This window comes from Thioalkalivibrio sp. ALMg11, from assembly GCF_000377905.1.
Taxonomy (GTDB): Bacteria; Pseudomonadota; Gammaproteobacteria; order Ectothiorhodospirales; family Ectothiorhodospiraceae; genus Thioalkalivibrio.
Genome location: NZ_KB898874.1, coordinates 85,565 through 104,328, shown reverse-complemented (window position 1 = coordinate 104,328; position 18,764 = coordinate 85,565). Strand labels below are relative to the sequence as shown.

General features: G+C 66.7%; 18 protein-coding genes. 5 read left to right on the top strand and 13 right to left on the bottom strand.

The window, feature by feature from the left end:
* Nucleotides 1-4: 4 nt before the first annotated feature.
* Nucleotides 5-691, bottom strand: coding sequence for an arylesterase (locus tag D578_RS0108015; RefSeq protein WP_018949456.1), 687 nt, complete (start codon nucleotides 689-691; stop codon nucleotides 5-7).
* On the opposite strand from D578_RS0108015, the gene D578_RS0108010 reads away from it, so the two are divergent.
* On the top strand, nucleotides 690-1,400 hold the full coding sequence (locus tag D578_RS0108010) for an ABC transporter ATP-binding protein (RefSeq protein WP_018949455.1): 711 nt from the start codon (nucleotides 690-692) through the stop codon (nucleotides 1,398-1,400). The genes D578_RS0108015 and D578_RS0108010 overlap by 2 nt on opposite strands.
* Nucleotides 1,397-3,919 (top strand): ABC transporter permease, encoded by a 2,523-nt coding sequence (locus tag D578_RS0108005; RefSeq protein WP_018949454.1) that lies wholly within the window; start codon nucleotides 1,397-1,399, stop codon nucleotides 3,917-3,919. Before D578_RS0108010 ends, D578_RS0108005 begins: the two co-directional genes overlap by 4 nt.
* 10 nt (nucleotides 3,920-3,929) lie before the next feature.
* Here the strand turns inward: D578_RS0108005 and D578_RS0108000 are convergent, their stop codons facing one another.
* Both D578_RS0108000 and D578_RS0107995 read right to left on the bottom strand, forming a co-directional pair.
* A complete protein-coding gene (locus D578_RS0108000; protein WP_018949453.1) occupies nucleotides 3,930-4,808 on the bottom strand; it encodes an undecaprenyl-diphosphate phosphatase in 879 nt (292 codons plus the stop codon).
* 96 nt (nucleotides 4,809-4,904) lie between these two features.
* A complete protein-coding gene (locus D578_RS0107995) occupies nucleotides 4,905-6,212 on the bottom strand; it encodes a methyl-accepting chemotaxis protein (RefSeq protein WP_026289253.1) in 1,308 nt (435 codons plus the stop codon).
* Nucleotides 6,213-6,411: 199 nt separating this feature from the next.
* Between D578_RS0107995 and D578_RS0107990 the strand changes: the two genes are divergently transcribed.
* Both D578_RS0107990 and D578_RS0107985 read left to right on the top strand, forming a co-directional pair.
* Nucleotides 6,412-6,849: an Rrf2 family transcriptional regulator gene (locus tag D578_RS0107990; protein WP_018949451.1), complete on the top strand. Its 438-nt coding sequence runs from the start codon at nucleotides 6,412-6,414 to the stop codon at nucleotides 6,847-6,849.
* A gap of 16 nt (nucleotides 6,850-6,865) precedes the next feature.
* A complete protein-coding gene (locus D578_RS0107985) occupies nucleotides 6,866-8,563 on the top strand; it encodes an ExeM/NucH family extracellular endonuclease (protein ID WP_018949450.1) in 1,698 nt (565 codons plus the stop codon).
* 34 nt (nucleotides 8,564-8,597) lie between these two features.
* Here the strand turns inward: D578_RS0107985 and D578_RS0107980 are convergent, their stop codons facing one another.
* The 4 genes from D578_RS0107980 to D578_RS0107965 all read right to left on the bottom strand — a co-directional run bounded on the left by D578_RS0107980 (nucleotide 8,598) and on the right by D578_RS0107965 (nucleotide 11,878).
* A complete protein-coding gene (locus D578_RS0107980; RefSeq protein WP_018949449.1) occupies nucleotides 8,598-9,488 on the bottom strand; it encodes a mechanosensitive ion channel family protein in 891 nt (296 codons plus the stop codon).
* A gap of 15 nt (nucleotides 9,489-9,503) precedes the next feature.
* A complete protein-coding gene (locus tag D578_RS0107975; RefSeq protein ID WP_018949448.1) occupies nucleotides 9,504-10,313 on the bottom strand; it encodes a hypothetical protein in 810 nt (269 codons plus the stop codon).
* A 105-nt stretch (nucleotides 10,314-10,418) separates the two neighbouring features.
* Entirely contained in the window at nucleotides 10,419-11,507 is a 1,089-nt protein-coding gene (locus tag D578_RS0107970; protein ID WP_018949447.1) for a PA0069 family radical SAM protein, read from the bottom strand.
* Nucleotides 11,504-11,878 (bottom strand): DUF1992 domain-containing protein, encoded by a 375-nt coding sequence (locus D578_RS0107965; RefSeq protein WP_018949446.1) that lies wholly within the window; start codon nucleotides 11,876-11,878, stop codon nucleotides 11,504-11,506. Before D578_RS0107965 ends, D578_RS0107970 begins: the two co-directional genes overlap by 4 nt.
* 101 nt (nucleotides 11,879-11,979) lie before the next feature.
* Here D578_RS0107965 and D578_RS0107960 point away from each other — a divergent pair, with 101 nt between their 5' ends.
* A complete protein-coding gene (locus tag D578_RS0107960; RefSeq protein WP_018949445.1) occupies nucleotides 11,980-13,947 on the top strand; it encodes a bifunctional diguanylate cyclase/phosphodiesterase in 1,968 nt (655 codons plus the stop codon).
* A gap of 12 nt (nucleotides 13,948-13,959) precedes the next feature.
* Here D578_RS0107960 and D578_RS0107955 read toward each other — a convergent pair whose 3' ends face one another.
* The 6 genes from D578_RS0107955 to D578_RS0107930 all read right to left on the bottom strand — a co-directional run bounded on the left by D578_RS0107955 (nucleotide 13,960) and on the right by D578_RS0107930 (nucleotide 18,685).
* Nucleotides 13,960-14,439 (bottom strand): hypothetical protein, encoded by a 480-nt coding sequence (locus D578_RS0107955; RefSeq protein WP_018949444.1) that lies wholly within the window; start codon nucleotides 14,437-14,439, stop codon nucleotides 13,960-13,962.
* 92 nt (nucleotides 14,440-14,531) lie between these two features.
* Complete coding sequence (gene pyrC, locus D578_RS0107950) at nucleotides 14,532-15,563, bottom strand: dihydroorotase (protein ID WP_018949443.1); 1,032 nt, start codon at nucleotides 15,561-15,563, stop codon at nucleotides 14,532-14,534.
* Nucleotides 15,564-15,619: 56 nt separating this feature from the next.
* Complete coding sequence (locus tag D578_RS0107945) at nucleotides 15,620-15,880, bottom strand: DUF167 domain-containing protein (RefSeq protein ID WP_026289252.1); 261 nt, start codon at nucleotides 15,878-15,880, stop codon at nucleotides 15,620-15,622.
* Nucleotides 15,881-15,886: 6 nt separating this feature from the next.
* Nucleotides 15,887-16,633, bottom strand: coding sequence for a class I SAM-dependent methyltransferase (locus tag D578_RS0107940; protein ID WP_018949441.1), 747 nt, complete (start codon nucleotides 16,631-16,633; stop codon nucleotides 15,887-15,889).
* A gap of 64 nt (nucleotides 16,634-16,697) precedes the next feature.
* Entirely contained in the window at nucleotides 16,698-17,735 is a 1,038-nt protein-coding gene (locus D578_RS0107935; protein ID WP_026289251.1) for a hypothetical protein, read from the bottom strand.
* 116 nt (nucleotides 17,736-17,851) lie between these two features.
* Nucleotides 17,852-18,685 carry an alpha/beta hydrolase gene (locus D578_RS0107930; protein WP_018949439.1) on the bottom strand — a complete coding sequence of 278 codons (834 nt, stop codon included), beginning with the start codon at nucleotides 18,683-18,685 and terminating at the stop codon, nucleotides 17,852-17,854.
* Nucleotides 18,686-18,764: the final 79 nt, after the last annotated feature.

Genomic DNA, 18,764 nt, shown 5'->3' with positions numbered 1-18,764 from the left:
GGCTCTACCCGGCTCCGTTGCATGGGCGCGATCGGGCTTCGGCCTCCTCCACCATGGGCTCCAGCCGCGGCCATATGGCGTCCAGCAGATGGGGTTGAGCGGCCTCGCTGGGGTGGATGCCGTCGTCCATCAACATGCCGTCTTCCAACAGGATGCCCTCGAGGAAGAACGGCTCGAACGCGAGCCCCCGGTCCTCGGCGAGGTCGGCGAATACGGCCTCGAAACGCTCGGTGTAGCGGCGGCCGTAGTTCGGCGGGATGCGTATGCCCAGCAACAGGGTTTCGGCGTCGACCGCCTCGATCGCATCCACCATTGCCTGCAGGTTTTCGCGCATGGCCTGCGGGGGCAGGCCGCGCAGGCCATCGTTGCCGCCCAGGGCCAGGATGACGACTTCGAACGCTGCGCGTTCCAGCACTTCGGGCAGGCGAGTCCGTCCCCCGGCCGTGGTATCTCCGCTGATGGATACGTTGACCACCTCCCAGTCCTTCTCTCGCTCCACCAGGCGTTCGCCCAGCAGGGCCGGCCAGCCGGCGGAATCCGGCATGCCGTACGCGGCACTAAGCGAGTCCCCGAATACCAGGAGCCGGAGCGGCTCGGCCGAACGATTTTCGGCCGGCAGGGAATTTGCAGCCGCAACAGGACTCCATAGCAACGCGATCAAGCCCATCACGACCAACGGAATACGCAACATGGATGCATCCTCGTCATTTGTACTGGAGGCCCGCGACCTCGAGCAGCGAATCAACGGACCCAGTGGGCCGCTGGATATCCTGCGCGGCATCTCGCTGGCGGTCCAGGCCGGCGAGACGGTGGCCATTCTCGGCGCCTCGGGCTCCGGCAAATCCACCCTTCTCGGACTGCTTGCAGGTCTGGACGCCCCGAGTGCGGGAGAAGTTCGGCTGCTCGGACAAACAATTAGTGAACTGGACGAGGATGGCCGGGCGGCCCTGCGCGCCGGCCGGGTCGGATTCGTGTTCCAGTCCTTCCAGCTCCTGCCGGCACTAACCGCGATGGAGAACACCCTGCTCCCGCTGGAACTCAACCCGGCCCATGCGAAAGAGAGTCAGGAGACCCTGAACAACTGGGCCTCACAGGCCCTGGAACGCGTGGGCCTGGACGAACGTTCCGCCCACTATCCCCATCAACTATCGGGTGGCGAGCAGCAACGCGTGGCGATTGCCCGCGCCATTGTGGATCACCCGGCGGTACTGTTTGCCGACGAACCCACAGGGAACCTCGACGGGCGCACCGGCCACCGCATCATCGAACTGCTGTTCAGCCTCGCCCGGGATCCCGACAGTGATGGCCCGGCCACGGCCCTGGTGCTGGTGACACACGACCCGGAACTGGCCGGGCAATGCGACCGCATCATCTCGATCCAGGACGGTGTGCTCGAATGATCGCGGCCCGGGGAACCAACCGCAGCCATCTGCGCGCCCTGCTGCGCGGCACCTGGCGTGAATGGCGCTCGGCTGAACTGCGCGTCCTCGCCGCCGCCCTGGTGGTCGCCGTCGCAGCCGTCGCGGCGGTGGGCTTCTTCACCGATCGGGTGGATCGCGGCATGGCCCAGCAAGCCACTGCACTGCTCGGTGGTGACCTGGCGGTTGTCAGCGACAATCCGCTGCCGGAAGGCTGGCCCGCCGAAGCGGCGAGCTACGGACTGGAAACGGCGCGTACGGCCTCCCTCCCCAGCGTCGTCTTTACTGCGGACGACGAGTCGCGACTGGCGGCGCTGCGCGCGGTCGAGGCGGGCTGGCCGCTGAAAGGCGCGGCCCGTATTCGTCCGGGTCGCGAGGGAGAAGAACAGGTCCGCGACCGCGGGCCGGAACCGGGTACCGCCTGGCTGGAGCCGGCGCTGATCGAGGCCCTGCGACTGGAGGTCGGGGACCGGGTGGAGGTCGGCGACCTCGATCTAGAGGTCGGCGCGATCATCACTCACGAACCGGATCGCGGCAGCAACCTGCTGGATATTGCGCCGCGACTGATGCTGTCCTTCGAGGACCTGGACGCCAGTGGCCTGATCGGCCCCGGGAGCCGCGTACGCCACGAGTTCTTTGCCGCTGGACCCAGCGCCGGAGTCGCGGAGTTCCGGGACTGGCTGGAGGATGACCTGGAATCCGGCCAGCGCCTGCTGGGCCTGGAGGACGCCAACCCGGAACTGCGCACCGCGATCGAACGTGCGGAACGCTTCCTCGGGCTGGCGTCTTTGATGGCCGTGCTGCTGGCCGGGGCGGCGATCGCCGTCGCGGCCCATCACTTCGCCCAGCGGCGTGCCGACCCGGCCGCCGTGATGCGCGCGCTGGGTGCCAGCGGACGCCAGGTCCTGCTCACCTATTTCGGCCGGGTCGTGCTGGTCGCTGTGCTGGCCAGTGGCGTTGGCCTCGCGATCGGCTTTGCGGCGCAGTTTGTCCTGGCGGCACTGCTGGGTGACTGGCTGGCCGGGGACCTGCCTCCGCCGGGCTCGCGCCCGGTCATTGCCGGCCTCGGGGTGGGGCTGATCACCGCGGTGGGCTTTGCCCTGCCCGCTTTGTTGCGCATCGGCCAGGTCTCGCCGTTGCGCGTCCTCCGGCGCGACCTGGGTCTGCCGCCCACCTCGGTCTGGCTGTCCGGAGCACTGGCACTGCTGGCGTTCGGCGGCCTGCTGTACTGGCAGGCCGCCGATCCCCAACTAGCCGCCTGGGTGCTGGTAGGCACGGCCGTTGCGATCGCGCTGCTGGCGGTATTCGGGATGGCGCTGGTGCTGGCGCTGCGGCCGCTGCGCAACCGCGGCGGCATGGCCCTGCGCTTCGGCCTGGCCAATCTATCTCGCCGCGGTGGCCTGAGTGCCGTGCAGTTGGTGGCCTTCAGCGTCGGCATCCTCGCGTTGCTGCTGCTCGCCATCGTCCGGGTGGATCTGCTGGAGGCCTGGGATGCCAGCATCCCCGAGGACGCCCCGAACCAGTTCTTCATCAACATCCAGCCGGGACAGGAACAGGCCTTTGCCGACCGCGTCGAAGCCGCCGGTCTCGAGCGCCCGCAACTGGACCCGATGATCCGCGGCCGGCTGATCGAGATCAACGACGAGCGCGTGAGCCCGGATGATTTCGACGATGATCGCGACCGCAGGCTGGTGGATCGCGAGTTCAACCTGTCCTATGCCGAGACGCCCCCGGAGCATAACCCCATCGTCGCGGGGTACTGGTTTGGCGAGGAGGGGCAAGATCCCGATGCCGGGTGGTCCGTGGAGGCCGGGCTGATGGAGCGGTTCGACCTGGCACTCGGGGACCACCTGACGTTCCGTGTCGGCGGTCAAGCCATTCGCAGCCCGATCACCAGTGTCCGCGAGGTGAACTGGGACAGCTTCCAGGTGAACTTCTTCGTGATTGGGCCGCCAGGGCTGCTCGACGAGCAACCCCGGACCTTCATCACCGCCATGCACGTACCCGAGGAGCAGCGCTCCGCCCAGAACCAGTGGTTGCGGGAATTTCCTGCGGTATCGGCGATTGACGTCAGCGCGATCCTCGCGCAGGTGCGCGACGTCATGGATCAGGCCACCCGGGCAGTGGAGTACGTCTTCCTGTTCACGCTGATCGCGGGCCTGACCGTGCTGTATGCGGCGGTGCAGGCGACGCGCGACGTACGCCGGCGCGAGACCGCGCTGCTGCGCACCCTGGGCGCACGCCGCGACCAAATCCGCAACGGCTTGCTGGCCGAGTTCGGGGCCCTGGGGCTACTGGCCGGGCTGCTGGCGTCCGTCATCGCGACGGCGGTCGGTGCCCTGCTCGCCTGGCAGGTCTTCGAGTTCGACTACAGCGTGAACCCGCTGACCTTCGTCTACGGGATTGGCGGCGGGACGCTGGGGATTGCCCTGGCGGGCTGGCTGGGCACCCGGCGGGTACTGGATCAGGCGCCCCTGGCGGTCCTGCGCGGGCCGGAATAAACCGGCCCCGTCATTTCCCGTACATGATGTCCACGTCGAGGAATCCGAACAGGACCAGCAGCGCCAGTGCCCAGAGGTAGAACGAGAAGACCTTCAGGTTCGCGCGGTACAAGAAAAACAGGACCATCTTCAACGAAACGATCCCGACCAGGGCGGAAACCACAAAGCCGACGGCGAGCGCGGTCCAGTTGAGGTCCCCGAGGCCGTCGCCGTTGAACACATCCAGCGACTGCACGGCGGTGGCGGCGAGGATCGTCGGGATCGCGAGGAAGAAGCTGTACTCCGCCGCCCAGCGCCGCTTGAGCCCGGTGAACAGGGCGAAGGTGATGGTCATACCGCTGCGCGAGAGCCCCGGGATCAACGCAAAGCCCTGGGCCACACCGATGATGGTGGCAATCTTCGGGCTCAGCTGGCGCAGCCCCAGCGGGCGCCGCTGCAGCCGGTCCGTCCACCACAGCAATACCCCGGTCAGGCTCAGCGTGCCCGCGATCAGTGTCGGGTGGGCGAACACCTGCTCGAAGCCCGCCTTCAAGGTGAAGCCAACCACCGCGGTCGCGAACACCGAAAGCACCACCAGCAGTGCCAGGCGCAGGAACAGCATCTCGCGCCCGGCCGACCCGCGGGCCGATGCCCACTGCACGCTTTCGCGGGCAATGCCGCCGGTGAGCCGCGTCAGACTCTTGCGGAAGACGAAGACGATCGAGACCAGGGTGCCCACATGCACCACCAGATCGAACAGGATCATCTCCGCGCTTTCGGGCCGCGGCAGCGGCTCGCCCTGGGCGATCAGCCAGTGCTGGGTCAGGACAAGGTGGGCGGTCGAGCTGACCGGCAGAAACATGAAAATGCCCTGAACGATCCCGAGCAGGGCGGCGACCCAGATTGTCATTGCAGGTACAACTCCGTGTTCCCAAGGCGGGCCGCAGTATACGGAAAACGCCAGGGAGACGCCGGGACCCCGGTCGCACGCCCAGGGAGGCGCGGATCAGACCCGGAACTGGGTGGTCAGCCCGCGCAGGCGCTCGATGCGTCCGACCAGGGCATCCGTCTCGCTGGCGGTCGCCTCGGCATTGCCCGCCGTGATCTGGGCTCCCTGGCTTACCTCCGTGAGCGTGCCATCCACCTCGCGCGCAACCTCCGCCTGTTGCGACACGGCCCCGGAGATTTCGTTGTTGAGATCACGGATCCGTTCCACCGCGGAACGGATCGCCTGCAACGCCTCGCCGGCACCGGCGGCTTCGTTTACCCCGGCTTCACCCCGTGCGCGGCTGTTCTCCATCGCGCTGGCAGCGGATCGAGCACCCGCCTGCAGGCGCTCGATCATGGTCTGGATCTCGGTGGTGGACTCCTGCGTGCGGGTGGCAAGGGTACGCACTTCGTCGGCGACCACGGCAAACCCCCGGCCCTGCTCCCCCGCTCGCGCGGCCTCGATGGCGGCATTCAGGGCCAGCAGATTGGTTTGCTCCGCAATTCCGCGAATCACATCGAGGACCGAGCCAATACTGTCTGACTCGGCCTGCAGGCGCACTACCTGCTCATTCGCGGTACCAATCTCGCGCGCCAGTTCGCGCATGGTGCGCACGGTCGCATCCACCACCCCGGACCCTGTGCGGGTCTCGCTCTCGGCCTGATCCGCGGCCTCCGAAGCCGTCCGTGCGTTGCGCGCAATCTCTTCCGCAGAGGCCGTCATCTGGTTCATCGCCGTGGCAACCTGCCCCAGCCGCGCCTGCTGTTGCTGCACTTCCTGGTTGGTCTCCTTCGCCACCCGATGCAGGGTGCCGACGGACTCCCCCAGTTCGCGTGCGTGCTCGACCATCTCCGAAACCATGGTCTGCAGCCGCTGGATAAAGGCATTGAACAGACGTGCCAGGCGGTCAATCCCGTCCGCACGGGGCGCCTCGATCCGTTGGCGGAGATCCCCCTCGCCCTCCGAGACGGCGCGGAACTGCTTCGCCAGCCCAGCCAGGCGCCGCCGGATCATGAACACGAACAGGAAATACACCACCACGACCACGCCGACCGCCACCCCCAGCATCATCGCGTTGACCTGCCAGGCGGCCAGGGTCAACAGGCGGTCGATTGCGGCGGCCACATCCGCCTCCAGCGTCGAGGTGGTCGCGTGCCCTTGCATCACGCCTGCCAGCGTGGCTTCCATCCCGCTCTTGAGCGTCGCGGTGTGCCAGAACACCGCCCCGGCCGCGATCAGGAAGAACACACCGACGATCCCACTCAGCGCGAGCGAGAAGCGCCCTGCCAGCGAGAGGCCGCTCAACCACCCGTTTCCCTGCCCCATTGAAGCCCCCTGTTGCGGTCGTGGTCCGATGGTTATGTCGTGTTAACGGCCCGTCCCGGCATTTCTGAAGGTGCATCCGGGTTCCCCCTTCACCTCGCCGCAACGGAACCACTTGTGACGGAGGTCCGGACCGATTAAGGTTCTTACGCATATACGTTCCCGCATATCCTTCCAAACCGCGAACCAACGAACCCTTCCTATGCAGCTCACCCGCTATACCGATTTCTCCCTTCGGGTCCTGATGTACCTCACCGTGCAGCCGCGCGACCAGCGCGTGACGGTCAGCGATATCTCCGAGCAGTTCACGATCCCGCGCAACCACCTGGTAAAGATCGTTCACCAGCTTGGCCAGAAGGGCTACATCATCACCCGGCGCGGCAAGGGAGGCGGGATCTCGCTCGCCTGCGAGCCGAACGAGATCAACGTAGGCAGTGTCATCCGCGACATGGAGCCGAACCTGAACGTGGTGGACTGCGAGAATCCGGTCTGCCCGATTCTCCCCGGTTGCCAGTTGCGTGGGGTCCTGAACGACGCGCGCGATGCCTTCCTGGACGTCCTCGACCGCTACACCGTCGCCGATGTCACCCAGGCGCCCGATTATCTGTACGAACTTCTGCACCCCAGCAAAAGCGCCTGATTCTTCCCATGTGGCCATGGATCGGCTGACCCGCACCCGCCACAACAACCCGGCCCCGTGCGTGCGCCGCACACTGCGGGGCGCTCTCGTTATTCTGCTATTCGCAGCCTCCCCGGTCGATGCCCGGGTGGCCTGTCCCCACCCAGGGGCCGAGGTCGCACCTCTCGCCGAACTCCGCGCCGGCGATGTCGCCGAGGGTGATGCCGTCATCGCGGAGGGCATCGTCACGGGTGTGTTCATGGGGCCCGATCAACTCGGCGGGTTCTATCTGCAGCAGGGCGTCGGGCCCGACTCGACGGGCCTGTTCGTGTATGCCCCGCGTCTGGAGCCGGTCGAGAAAGGCCTGCACGTGCAAGTGCACGGGGCCTTCACCCGCCACCACGGACGACCGCAGATCTCTCGGCTGGACCGCATCCAGGGCTGCGGGCACGGCGAACTTCCGGCACCGCTGGAAGTTCGCCTGCCTGACGACGCCAGCCGCCTCGGCGAGTACGCCGACCTCCGTGTTCGCTTTGCGCAGACGCTGACGGTGACCGCCAACCACGACCTCGCCCGCTATGGCAGCCTGACGCTCTCGGCCGGTGGGCGGCTCATCCACCCCGGCCAGACCGGGACCGCGGGAACAGCCCGGGACAAGGATCGCCGGATCGTCCTGGATGATGGCAGTTATCGCGCGGAACCCGACCCGATCCCCTATCGCGACGATCATGGCACGCGCCGGGCGGGCAGCACGGTGCAAGGCCTGACCGGGATCCTGACCCACGCCTTCGGCGACCATCGCATCCATCCCACCGCGTCGCTGGACTGGCTCGCCGGCGAGCGCCCCGATCCGCCCTCGACGCCGGGAGCGGACCACCTGCGCATCGCCACCGCCAATCTGGAGAACGACTTCGTGACGCTTGGCGAGCGCGGCGCACAAGACCGGGCGGAACGCGAGCGCCAGACGGCCAAGCTGGATGCCCTGCTGCAAACGCTGGACGCCGACCTGCTGGGCGCGGTTGAACTGGAAAACACCGAGGCGGCGCGCCAGCAGCTTGTCGAACGACTGAATGCAGCCCCATCGCCGCGCGGCGACTACTCGGCCATTAACCACCCTGGCCCGGGCGACGACGCGATCAAGGTGGCCCTGCTCTACCGGCCGGACCGATTGCAACTCGTTGGATCCGCAGCCGATCGCGATGCCGTGCACCATCGCCCGCCATTGCTGGGCTGGTTCCAGCAGCCCGGGAGTGACCAGCGTTTCGGGGCCGTGGTGGTGCACTTCAAGGCGAAGAGCGGTTGCCCCGACGCCGGGGATGTGGACCGCGGACAGGGCTGCTGGAACGAACGGCGCACGGCCCAGGCCGAACGGCTGGTGGAATGGATCCGCGAACAGCAACGCGATGGGTTTGCGGATGTTCCCGTACTGATCCTCGGCGACCTGAACGCCTACGCCGCCGAAGACCCGATGCGAACCCTGGCTGCGGCCGGAAAGCGGGACCTGGTGCATGACGATCCATCGTCCGCCCATACCTATGTCTTCCGCGCGCGGGCCGGACAGTTGGACTACTTGCTGGGTCCCGAGGCCTTGCGCGAGCGCGTTAGCGATGGAGCGACCTGGCCGGTCAACGCGGACGAACCCCGGTTCCTTGGCTTTGACGGTCGTGCGCCCGCCGAGGGACCCTGGCGCGCCTCGGACCACGACCCTGTCTGGACTGATCTGCGCCCGGATTGAGTGACGGTCCAGCCGCGCTCCGGCGGCCTTCCAGTCAGTCGCGCTCGGCCGACCCCGTTGGCGCGGCCGCTTCCGCCTCGGCCTCCGGCACGTTGTCGACGATGCGCACGGGTAACGGGCTGTCATTCAGGCCCCCCAGCGTGCGCTGCGGGAACGGGATATCGATCCCCGCCTCGTCCAGCGCCGCCTTGACGCCCTCGTGCATGGAATTGCGCAGATCCAGGAATTTCTCCCGCCGCGCCCACACCGAGAGCTGAATCTTCAGCGCGGAATCGCCGTATTCGAGGAAGATGAACAGTGGCTTGGGCTCTTCCAGGCAGACCGGATTACGCTCGGCCACGCCCATGAGCACGTCACGCAACTGCTTGAGATCGGTCCGGTAGCCCACCCCGATCTGCATATCCAGACGGCGGATGGGGAAGCGGCTGAGATTGGTGAGCTGTGTCTTCACCAGGGTCTCGTTGGGCACGCGCACCATCAGGTTGTCGAAGGTACGCAACTTGACCGACAGCGGGTCGATCGACAGGACCTCGCCCGTGGCATCCCCGACCTTGATCACATCCCCCACGGAGAATGGGCGCTCGCCAATCAGGAACAGCCCAGAGATCAGGTTGGAGGCCGAGGTCTGCGATGCAAAGCCAAGCGCCACCGTGAGGATGCCGGCGGCCCCCAGGAGCACCGTCAGGTCGAACCCCAGCTCGCGCAGGGCCGAGGCCAGGACCAGCAATACGATCAGGTAGAAACTGATGCGCCGGACCAGCATGACCTGCTGCGCGTCGAGCTTGTTTTCCAGCATGTGTGCCAGGCCACGTGACGCGAGGCGCGCCACCAGCAGGCCCACCAGCAGATATACCGCGGCACGAATGGCCGCGAGAAAGGCCTCGCTGGTCACAAAGGTCTGAGCGGTTTGCAGCCATTCGTTCATCGCGCAGGAAGCTCCCTACTGAAACAGGGCGGTGAACGCCCGGACCATCAAATGCCGCCCCCCGACCTGGCGGGGCTCGGCGATACGTTGAGCCCCGCTGGCCACGCCGGGTGGCCCGGAGTCGATCTTCATGTCCGCCATGTCGCGATCCTCCTCGCGCTCCATGCGCACCGCCGGGGTCCACAGGCGGTTGTGCTCGTCGGCGTATATCGGCAGACGCGGCACCGGCAGGTTTACGCGCTCCAGGAGCAGGGCATCCGGTGCCTTGTTCACGATGGTCAGGGGAGTGACGACGCGGTGCGGGCGCACGGGCACATCCGCCAGGTCCAGGCGGGCCTGGGTACGGGTGGCATAGCAGAGCTCCCCGTTCACGGTATTCGGGCCAAACCAGGTATCGGACGGCGTGTAGACCGGGAACTCCTGCACCATGGCCTCGCCCAGATGCAGCTGCACCCAGGCCGGGGAACTCAGATAAAGCGTGACCTGGCCCTGGGCCGGCACATAGAACGGATTCTGCGGCCGGCTGACCATCGGACGATCCGCCAGGGCCACCCGCAGCTCCGGCGCAGTATCCGCCGGGGAGCCGGCAAAACGCAGCAGATCCTTTGCGCCCGCGGGGAACGCGTCGCCGCACGGCACATCGATCGCCAGTGTGGCATCAGCGGGGTCGCGCGGGCGTTCCTGGACCATCTGCCATTCCTGCTCGCCGTGCAACAGCCAGAGGTCCAGGGGGCCGATGGACCAGCGTCCATGCTGCCCCGATGCCAGTGCCCGGCGCCCCCACCAGGCCGCATCGCCGGTACTCATGGTTGGATTCTGCGGCATCGTCCCCCCTGTCTTGATGTTGGCCTCACTGTAAACCAGAACGGCCCGCCCGAGGGAGAAGCATCCTCAGGGCGACGGCGTGAGTCGGACCGCATGGGCCGGGCGTCAGAACAGGTCGAGCTGCCCTTCGGAACGCGCTTTCTGCGGGCGCGCGGGCGGGACAAACTGGTTGCAGTCCAGCTCCACGAGACGGCCGGCCAGCCCCGCCCGGCGCCGCGCCAGCCGGAAGCGCTGCCGCAACAGCTCCGCATACGGCCCGGCCCCGCGCATACGGTGGCCGAAGGTCGAATCGTAGAGCTTGCCCCCATGCGCCTCGCGCAGGCGCTGCAGAACGTGGTCCGCCTTGAGCGGATGGTGAGTGCGCAACCAGTCCTCGAACAGCGGGGCCACTTCTCGCGGGAGCCGGAGCAGCACATAGCCGGCGGCCACCGCGCCAGCCGCCGCACCGGCATCCAGCAGGGCCTCCAGCTCCCCGTCGGTGAGCACGGGAATCAGCGGCGCCACCAACAGGCTCACGGGTACCCCGGCCGCAGTGAGCCTCTCCACGGTCTGCAAGCGGCGTTGCGGAGCCGCCGCGCGCGGCTCCAGATGTCGCGAGAGCCCGCGATCCAGGGTCGTCACCGAGACTGCGACCTGCACCAGGCCGCGTTCCGCCATCGAACCCAGCAGGTCCAGATCGCGCTCGACCAGCGCGGACTTGGTGACGATGGATACCGGGTGCCCGGTCTCGGCCAGCACCTCCAATAGCTCGCGGGTGATCCGCCATTCGCGTTCGATCGGCTGGTAGGCGTCGGTGTTGATGCCGAGGGCCAAAGGCGTCACCCGGTGGGACGGCCGCGCCAGTTCGCGCCGCAGGCACTCAGCCGCGCCGACCTTGGCAAACAGCCGGCTCTCGAAGTCGAGCCCCGGCGACAGCCCCACATAGGCATGCGCCGGCCGCGCAAAGCAGTACGAACAGCCGTGCTCGCAGCCACGATAGGGGTTCAGCGACAGCTCGAAGGGCACATCGGGCGACTGGTTCCAGGACAGGACGCTGCGCGGGTGCTCGACCGTCACCTCGGTGCGCAGGGGCGCCGGTACCTCGCCATCGCCGGCCCACCCGTCGTCGAAGGGCTCGTGCCGGGTCGGCTCGAAACGGGCATGGGGGTCGATGGTCGCGCCCCGGCCCTTGGTCGGTCCGTGGACCGGCTTCATTCGCTGGGGCCATCCATGCGCTCGCACAACTGCCGGAAATAGCCGGACTCCGAGAGCATGCCCCGACCCCCGCCGCTGCGGTTCAACCGGTCGAGCAACAGGCGCAGACGCTTGGCCGCCTGCTGGCGCGCCGCCTCGTCGTCCGCAGCCTGTAGCAACGCCTCCGCCGAGGCGATCTCGCCCCTCAGTCGCACGGCGTCGGGGACATAGCCGGCGTTCTTCATCACCCGGAAGGCCAGCCGCAGCTCTTGCGGCACCGCGCTGTCATCATCCAGTTCCAGGGGTCGACCCGCCCCCGGGAGGTCATCGAACTCCCCGCGGCGCGCCGCATCGGCCAGCCGGGCCTCGATCTGTAACTCGGTTAGCAGCATCCCGTAGTCCGTTGTTGATACGCCGGGCCGCGCTTGTTGAGCCCCCGGCCGATTTACCGTAACGTCCAGCCCTTCCACAAACCGTCCCCGTCTGGACCCCGATGGCACTCACCCCGCGAGACAATCCGTCGGCGTCCAGCGTACGCGCGCTTGCACCGGCCCGCGAGGCATTACAGGCCGATCCCCAGTTCGACACCTATCTGACGCGCCAGATCCCGGTACTGGTCGCGCTGTCCCTGATCCCCGGCCTCGGCTACATCCTGCTGGGTGCCCTGCACGGGGCATTCACAGCGGCCGCAGCCTGGTACAGCGTGATGTTTGCCGCATCGCTCTGGGGCCTGCAGCTGTACTGGCGTTATCACCGCTCACCCTTGTCGCCGGAGCAGCGGCTCCGCTGGCGGCTGCAGCTCACCCTCTTCCTGTATCTCTACCTGGCGCTGTGGACCGCGATCTTTCTGATCTTCGTGCGCCTGGACTCGCACAATCTCCACTACATCGCCATTTTTACGCAGATCGGCGCCACCACGGTGGTCGCGGCCCTGCTCTACCCGGCCCCCTGGGTTTTCCGGCCGCTAATCCCGGCCATGATGGTGCCGCTGGCCGGGTATTTCCTGCTAATCGGGGACTGGTATAGCTATGTCCTGGCGGCCTTCTCGGCAACCCTTGCCCTGGTCCTGTTTTACGCGGCCAACAGCAGCTTCGGGTTGCTGCGCAACAGCTTTCATCAGGCCTCCCACGATGCCCTGACCGGACTGAACAATCGCGCCGCCTTCATCGACCATCTCGAACAAAGCCTCGAGGTCCTGCAGCATCATGGACAGCACTCGTTCCTGCTGCTGATCGATCTGGACCATTTCAAGACGGTCAACGACCTGCTGGGACACGACATCGGCGACGAATTGCTGAAGTCCGTGACTTGCGACTTCGCCAACGCCCTGCCCCCGGGCCACCACCTCGCCCGCCTGGGCGGCGACGAGTTCGTCATCGTGGCCCCCGGGAAGGAAGACCGCCAGACTTGCGAGCGCGCCGCCCGGCGCCTGGCGCATTCGCTGCTCCAGGTGGTCAAGACGCCCTACATTATCCGCAACCATCACCTGCACGTGAGCGCCAGCATCGGGATCCGCCTGATCGAGCCAGCGCAGCCGGTCGACTCGCATCAACTCGTGCGCGAGGCCGATATCGCCATGTACGAAGTGAAGGACCGCGGGCGCGACGGCGTGGTGGTCTTCAGTGACGAGCTGTCGCGGGCGGTGGAGCGGCATCTGCAGATCGAGCGCTGCCTGCACTTTGCGTTGCACAATCGCGAGATCGAGGTCCTGTTCCAGCCCCAGGTCGACACGACCGGGCGGATCCGCAGCGCCGAGACCCTGATTCGCTGGCATAGCGCCGAGCTGGGCGCCGTGTCACCCGCAGAGTTCATCCCCATCGCCGAACAGACCGGCTATATCAGCGAACTGGGCGATGCGGTGATCGCGCGGGCCTTCCAGGCCTTGCGCGACTGGGATCGCGCCGGGTTCCCCCTGGAGCAGCTCGCGATCAACATCAGCCCGCGCCAACTGGTGCACCTGAACTTCGTCCATCGCATGCAGGAGCTGATCAACCGATATCTGGGTCGTGAACATGCCCACCGCATCACGCTCGAGATCACCGAGCACGTGGTGGCGGAGGATACCGACCGGGTTATCCACATCATGCAGGCCCTGCGGCAAATGGGCCTGCGCTTTTCGATGGACGACTTCGGGACTGGATTTTCTTCGCTCAGTTACCTGAAGCGTCTCCCGTTCGACGAACTCAAGATCGACCGGAGCTTCATCCGCCAGGTCGACCACGACACCGACGACCAGGCCATGGTGCGCACGATCTGCGACATCGCACGCCAATTCGGGCTGGCGGTGGTGGCCGAAGGGGTCGAGACCGAGGCCCAGTACCGCTGGCTGGCCACCCACGGTGACCTGCTCTTTCAGGGCTTCCTGTTCGCCCGGCCCATGGATGCCAATGCCTTTTTCGATCACTGCCGCGGCGCGCAGGCGCCGACGCCCAGCGTCACTCAGGCGCCGGCCGTCGGATAGGAAGCGCCAGGCTCAGACCCCGCCGGTCGCGGCCGGCAGCACCCAGAGCGTGAGCGACAGCAGGATCGCCGTCAGGCTGACCCCGATCAGCGGCAGCATCATCACCCCGGCCAGGGCCTCGCGCCGGAACAGGCGCATCGCCATGCCGCCAAGGGTCAGCGTCCAGCCCATCGCGACGAAGAACGCCAGCGCATTCAGCTCGGCACGCCACAGCAGGATCAGCGCCACCGGCAGCCCGAGATTGAGGATCACCACCCCCATCTCCTGACTGCCCGCAGCACGCCCGGCGGACAGCGCGTAGGCATACGCGGCCCAGACCATCAGCAAACCGAAGCCCAGGGCACCGGCGGCCGGCGAGCTGAGCGGCGCGCGCAGGATCGGCGCGCCAGCCGGCTCCAGCCCGATCCCAAGCGCGACGATCAGCAACGCCACCCCCAGGCTGATGGCCATCCAGAACAACAGCGTCCCGCGTTGCACATTGGGTTCGGTCATGTCTCCATCCTCGTCTTGTCCTGTACTCGTCTACCCTGCTGACCGCCGAGCCGTTACAGGGTTCGCCACACCGGCCGCTTCCCCAGGCTGGACTACGCCAGCTGCCAGACGATCGTCTCGCCCGCGCGCAGGGGCACACCCGGATCATGCCCGAACAGTACGGCCTCCGGTACGGTCCACGGGGACCGCTCCAGCGTCAGCGTGTCGGTATTGCGCGGCAGTTTGTAAAAATCGGGGCCAAAATGACTGGCAAAGCCCTCCAGCCGGTCCAGCGCATCCGCCGCGGCAAAGGCCTCCGCGTACAGCTCGATGGCCGCGTGCGCGGAATAGATCCCGGCACAGCCACACGCCGACTCCTTCGCGTGGCGTGGATGCGGAGCGCTGTCGGTCCCCAGGAAGAAGCGCGGGTGGCCACTGGTGGCCGCCTCGAGCAGCGCCTTGCGGTGGCGTTCGCGCTTCAGGATCGGCAGGCAGAAGTGATGCGGCCGCATGCCGCCGGCGAACAGCGCATTGCGGTTGTACAGCAGGTGCTGGGGCGTGATCGTGGAGGCCACGTTGTCCGGCCCGTCCTGGATGAACTGCACGGCCGACTCGGTGGTGATGTGTTCCAGCACGATTCGCAGTTCCGGGAAATCGCGGACCAGGGGCTCCAGGTGGCGCTCGATAAACACCGCTTCGCGATCGAAGATGTCCACGTCCGGGTCGGTCACCTCACCGTGGATCAGCAACGGCAGATCCACCCGCTGCATCGCCTCGAACACCGGATAGCAACGGCGGATATCGGTCACGCCACTGGCCGCATTGGTGGTGGCACCCGCCGGGTACAGCTTGACCCCGTGCACGATCCCGGAGGCCTTCGCCGCGTCGATCATGCCCGGCGTCGTGCCTTCGGTGAGGTACAACGTCATCAGGGGCTCAAAGTCCGCTTCCTCCGGCAGCGCCGCCAGGATGCGGTCGCGGTACTCGGCGGCGGCCTCGACCGTCGTCACCGGCGGCTTCAGGTTGGGCATGATGATCGCGCGGCGGAAGCGGCGCGCCGTATCCGGCAATACCGATGCGAGCACGTCGCCATCGCGCAGGTGCAGGTGCCAGTCATCGGGTCGAGTCAGGGTCAGGCGGTTCATCCGTAGTTCCCTTCGCAGGGGGCCCGTCCGGCACGGGCCCCGTCACAGTTAATGAGTCATGAGGATAACGCGCGGCGCAAGTCGGCCTCGGACCAGTCCTCGACCACCACGGTTTTGCTGCGCGAGGTCGCGCCGGCCACCACCTGCACGGCCGACTTCGAACACCCCAGTTCCGCGGCCAGCAAGGCCACCACGGCCTCGTTCGCACGGCCTTTCTCCGGCGGCGCCTGCACCTGGAGCTTGAGGGTGTCACCCATCCAGCCACCGACCGCGTTGCGCTTGCTGCCGGGCGCGACCTTGAGCTTCAACCGGCCCAAAAAAGCTCAGTCAGCCGGGCGCGTCGCCATGTAGGCGCTAAAGACGCCGAGCTGGACATGGCGCTGCACGTCCTCGAAACCGACCGAGCGCAGGGTCTCCTGGATTTCCTCCGGGGGCACGCACTGATCAATGGTGTCCCAGAAGTAGCGCATCAGCAGTCGCCCGTCCGGGTCGCGGGTGAGCACCTTGCCCACGAACGGTACGAAATCGCGGAAGTAGAACCGCGCCAGCTTGAACTGGAACTTCGTACGCGGACGCGAGACCTCGATGATCGTGCAACGCCCGCCCGGCTTGAGCACGCGGAAGTACTCGCTGAACAGTTCATGCAGGTCGCGCACATGGCGCAGCCCGTAGCCCATGTACAGACGATCGTACTGCTGCTCGCGCAAGGGCATCTGTTCGCCCAGGCTCTGGACGAACGTGGCATCCATCTTGGTTCGGGCCACATCCATCATGCCGCGGCTCGGGTCCACGCAGGTCAGGTGGTCGTCGCCCACCACCTTGCGGATCTCCTCCGCCACCGGGCCGGTGCCAGTGGCCACGTCCAGCACTTCCATACCGGCTTCCAGACCGGATTGTTTCAGGACAAACCGGCGATACGACTGCCCGGTGCCGAAAAAGCCGACCCGCAGGATACGGTCGTAATACGGGGCGGTCCGGTCGAACAGGTCGTCGACGTAGGCGCGTCGGCTGCCTTCATCCCCGTAATAGTCCTTCAGGACCGGGTGTGGCTTCTTGGTGGTTGGCTGCATTGCTTGTACTCCCCAGGCAAGGGACCGGCGGCCGCCGTGATTCGGCGGTCTGAACGGCCCGGCATCAATTCTTTATGGTGTCGCGAACGCCTCGCGTCAGACGCTCCGAATAAAGTCCCTCGATCTCCACCAGCAATTCTTCCCGGCAGATATCCCCGTGCAGCAACAGGCACGGCACATCGTGACCGAGGCGCGCGCGCAAATGACGTTCGGCGGCCGGTGCATCGGCGACATGGCGCAGGTACACCTTGAGCAGCGACAAGTCGCGCGGCTTCTCCACCCGAACCGGGTGATCCGTGGCGGCCTGTTCCAGCAGGACACCGATATTGCGCAGGCTTTCGTCGATCTGCGCCTCCAGATCCCCAACATGCCGGCTTTCATGGCCGACAATACTGGCGGTGCCCGAGATAAACAGTTCGGCCGATTCCGGTCCCGACTGCCACAGACTGGCGCGGGCGAACGAAGGGCTGCGTGGCCCGTACTGACGCGGGTAGCGATACGCACTGACCTGGCGCGGATTCTCGATACGCGCGGCCGCCTCGCGGGTGGCAATGAAATAGATCAGCAAGCCGTCGGAATGCGTGCCAATCGCCGTCGCCGCCGGCAGGAACTGTTCGTACTCCGGGAATGCCTCGAACACCCGCGCCCGCCCGCTACAGAAGCCACGGTAGCGCTCCTGGCCGGCGACCGGGTCATTGATCGCGGGAAGATAGTTCCACACCCGCACCAGGTGCTCGAAACCCAGCGAACGGCAGCCAGCCAGGATCTCGCGGTAAGCGCGCTCGGTCAGGGGATCCGGGTCGCCCGCGGCATCCAGCGGCTGAATCCAGCAACCGATCAGGCAATCCTTGTGGCGGAGGTAGCTCAGGGACCCATCCACCCCGGTCTCGCCCTCGGCACCGTCCGGCAGCGACCAGCACTCCCCCCAGCCCGACTCGACGCCCAGAGGCTCCAGCCCCACGCGGATCTCCAGACGCCCGGGCTTGCGTTCCACGCCGCTCACCCCGCCAAAGCGGATCACCACGGGTGCCGACGCGCATTCCGGGGGCTCGTCACCACAGTAGGTAACGGTCAGGGGGGATTTTGCGGCAGGTTCGCTCATTCCAGGCGCCAGGGAGATCCATTCCAGCCAAAACAACCGCGGAGTCTACCAATCTCCCACGATCGAAACACGGATTCTCCCAACGACCTGCCCTGCCCAGTCTCTTGATCCGTTCGTCATTGAGGGCTGTCGACCGACACGCCCGCATCGCGGAGGAACGCCCGCAGGCCCTCCGTGTAGTCGTCGCCCGTGGTCAGGAAGGCGTCGTTGTGCCCACCCTCCATCTCCAGCACCCACGCATCCGTAGCGGCGGCCCGCAGGCGTTTGGCATGCTCGAATGGCACGATCTCGTCTTCGGCACTATGGGCCAGCAGGATCGGCGAGGAGATCGCGCCCACCCGGCCCAGGGTGTCGTATTGGTGCCGCAGCAGCGCCCGCACCGGGAGCCAGGGATAATGCCGCGCCCCCAGATCTGCCGCGGAGGTAAAGGCGGATTCCAGGATCACCGCCCCCGGCTCCACGCCCGTTGCCAGTTCCGCCGCGACCGCCGCCCCCAGCGAACGGCCAAACAGCACGATCTCCTCTGGTGACACCGAACGGTCATCAGTCAGGTACTGCCAGGCGGCACGGGCATCCGCATAAGTACCGGCCTCGTCCGGGCGCCCTGCACTCCGGCCGTAGCCGCGGTAATCGATGATCAGCACGGCCAGTCCCAGCTCGTGGAACTGCCGTAGGGAATGCAACCGGTGGCCGATGTTTCCGGCATTGCCATGCAGGAAGAGCAACACGGGCGTGTCGCCCCCGGGCCCCGGCACGAACCAGCCATGAATCCGCACCCCATCCTCGGTGACCAGCTCGACATCCTCGTAGTCCAGCCCGATGCGCTCCGGCGTGCTGGTGATGGTGCTGGAAGGCATGTAGATCAGGCGGTCCTGGGTGATAAAGATCAACCCGGTAATCAGGACATAACCCAGCCCCGCGAATACCAGGATCTTGAACAAGTTGGCCATACCCCGATCCTGCCCCCCGTCCGTGCCGTTCGCAAGCCACTCGCCGGCCTTTACGCTCCCGTACAATAGGGGCCTCGCT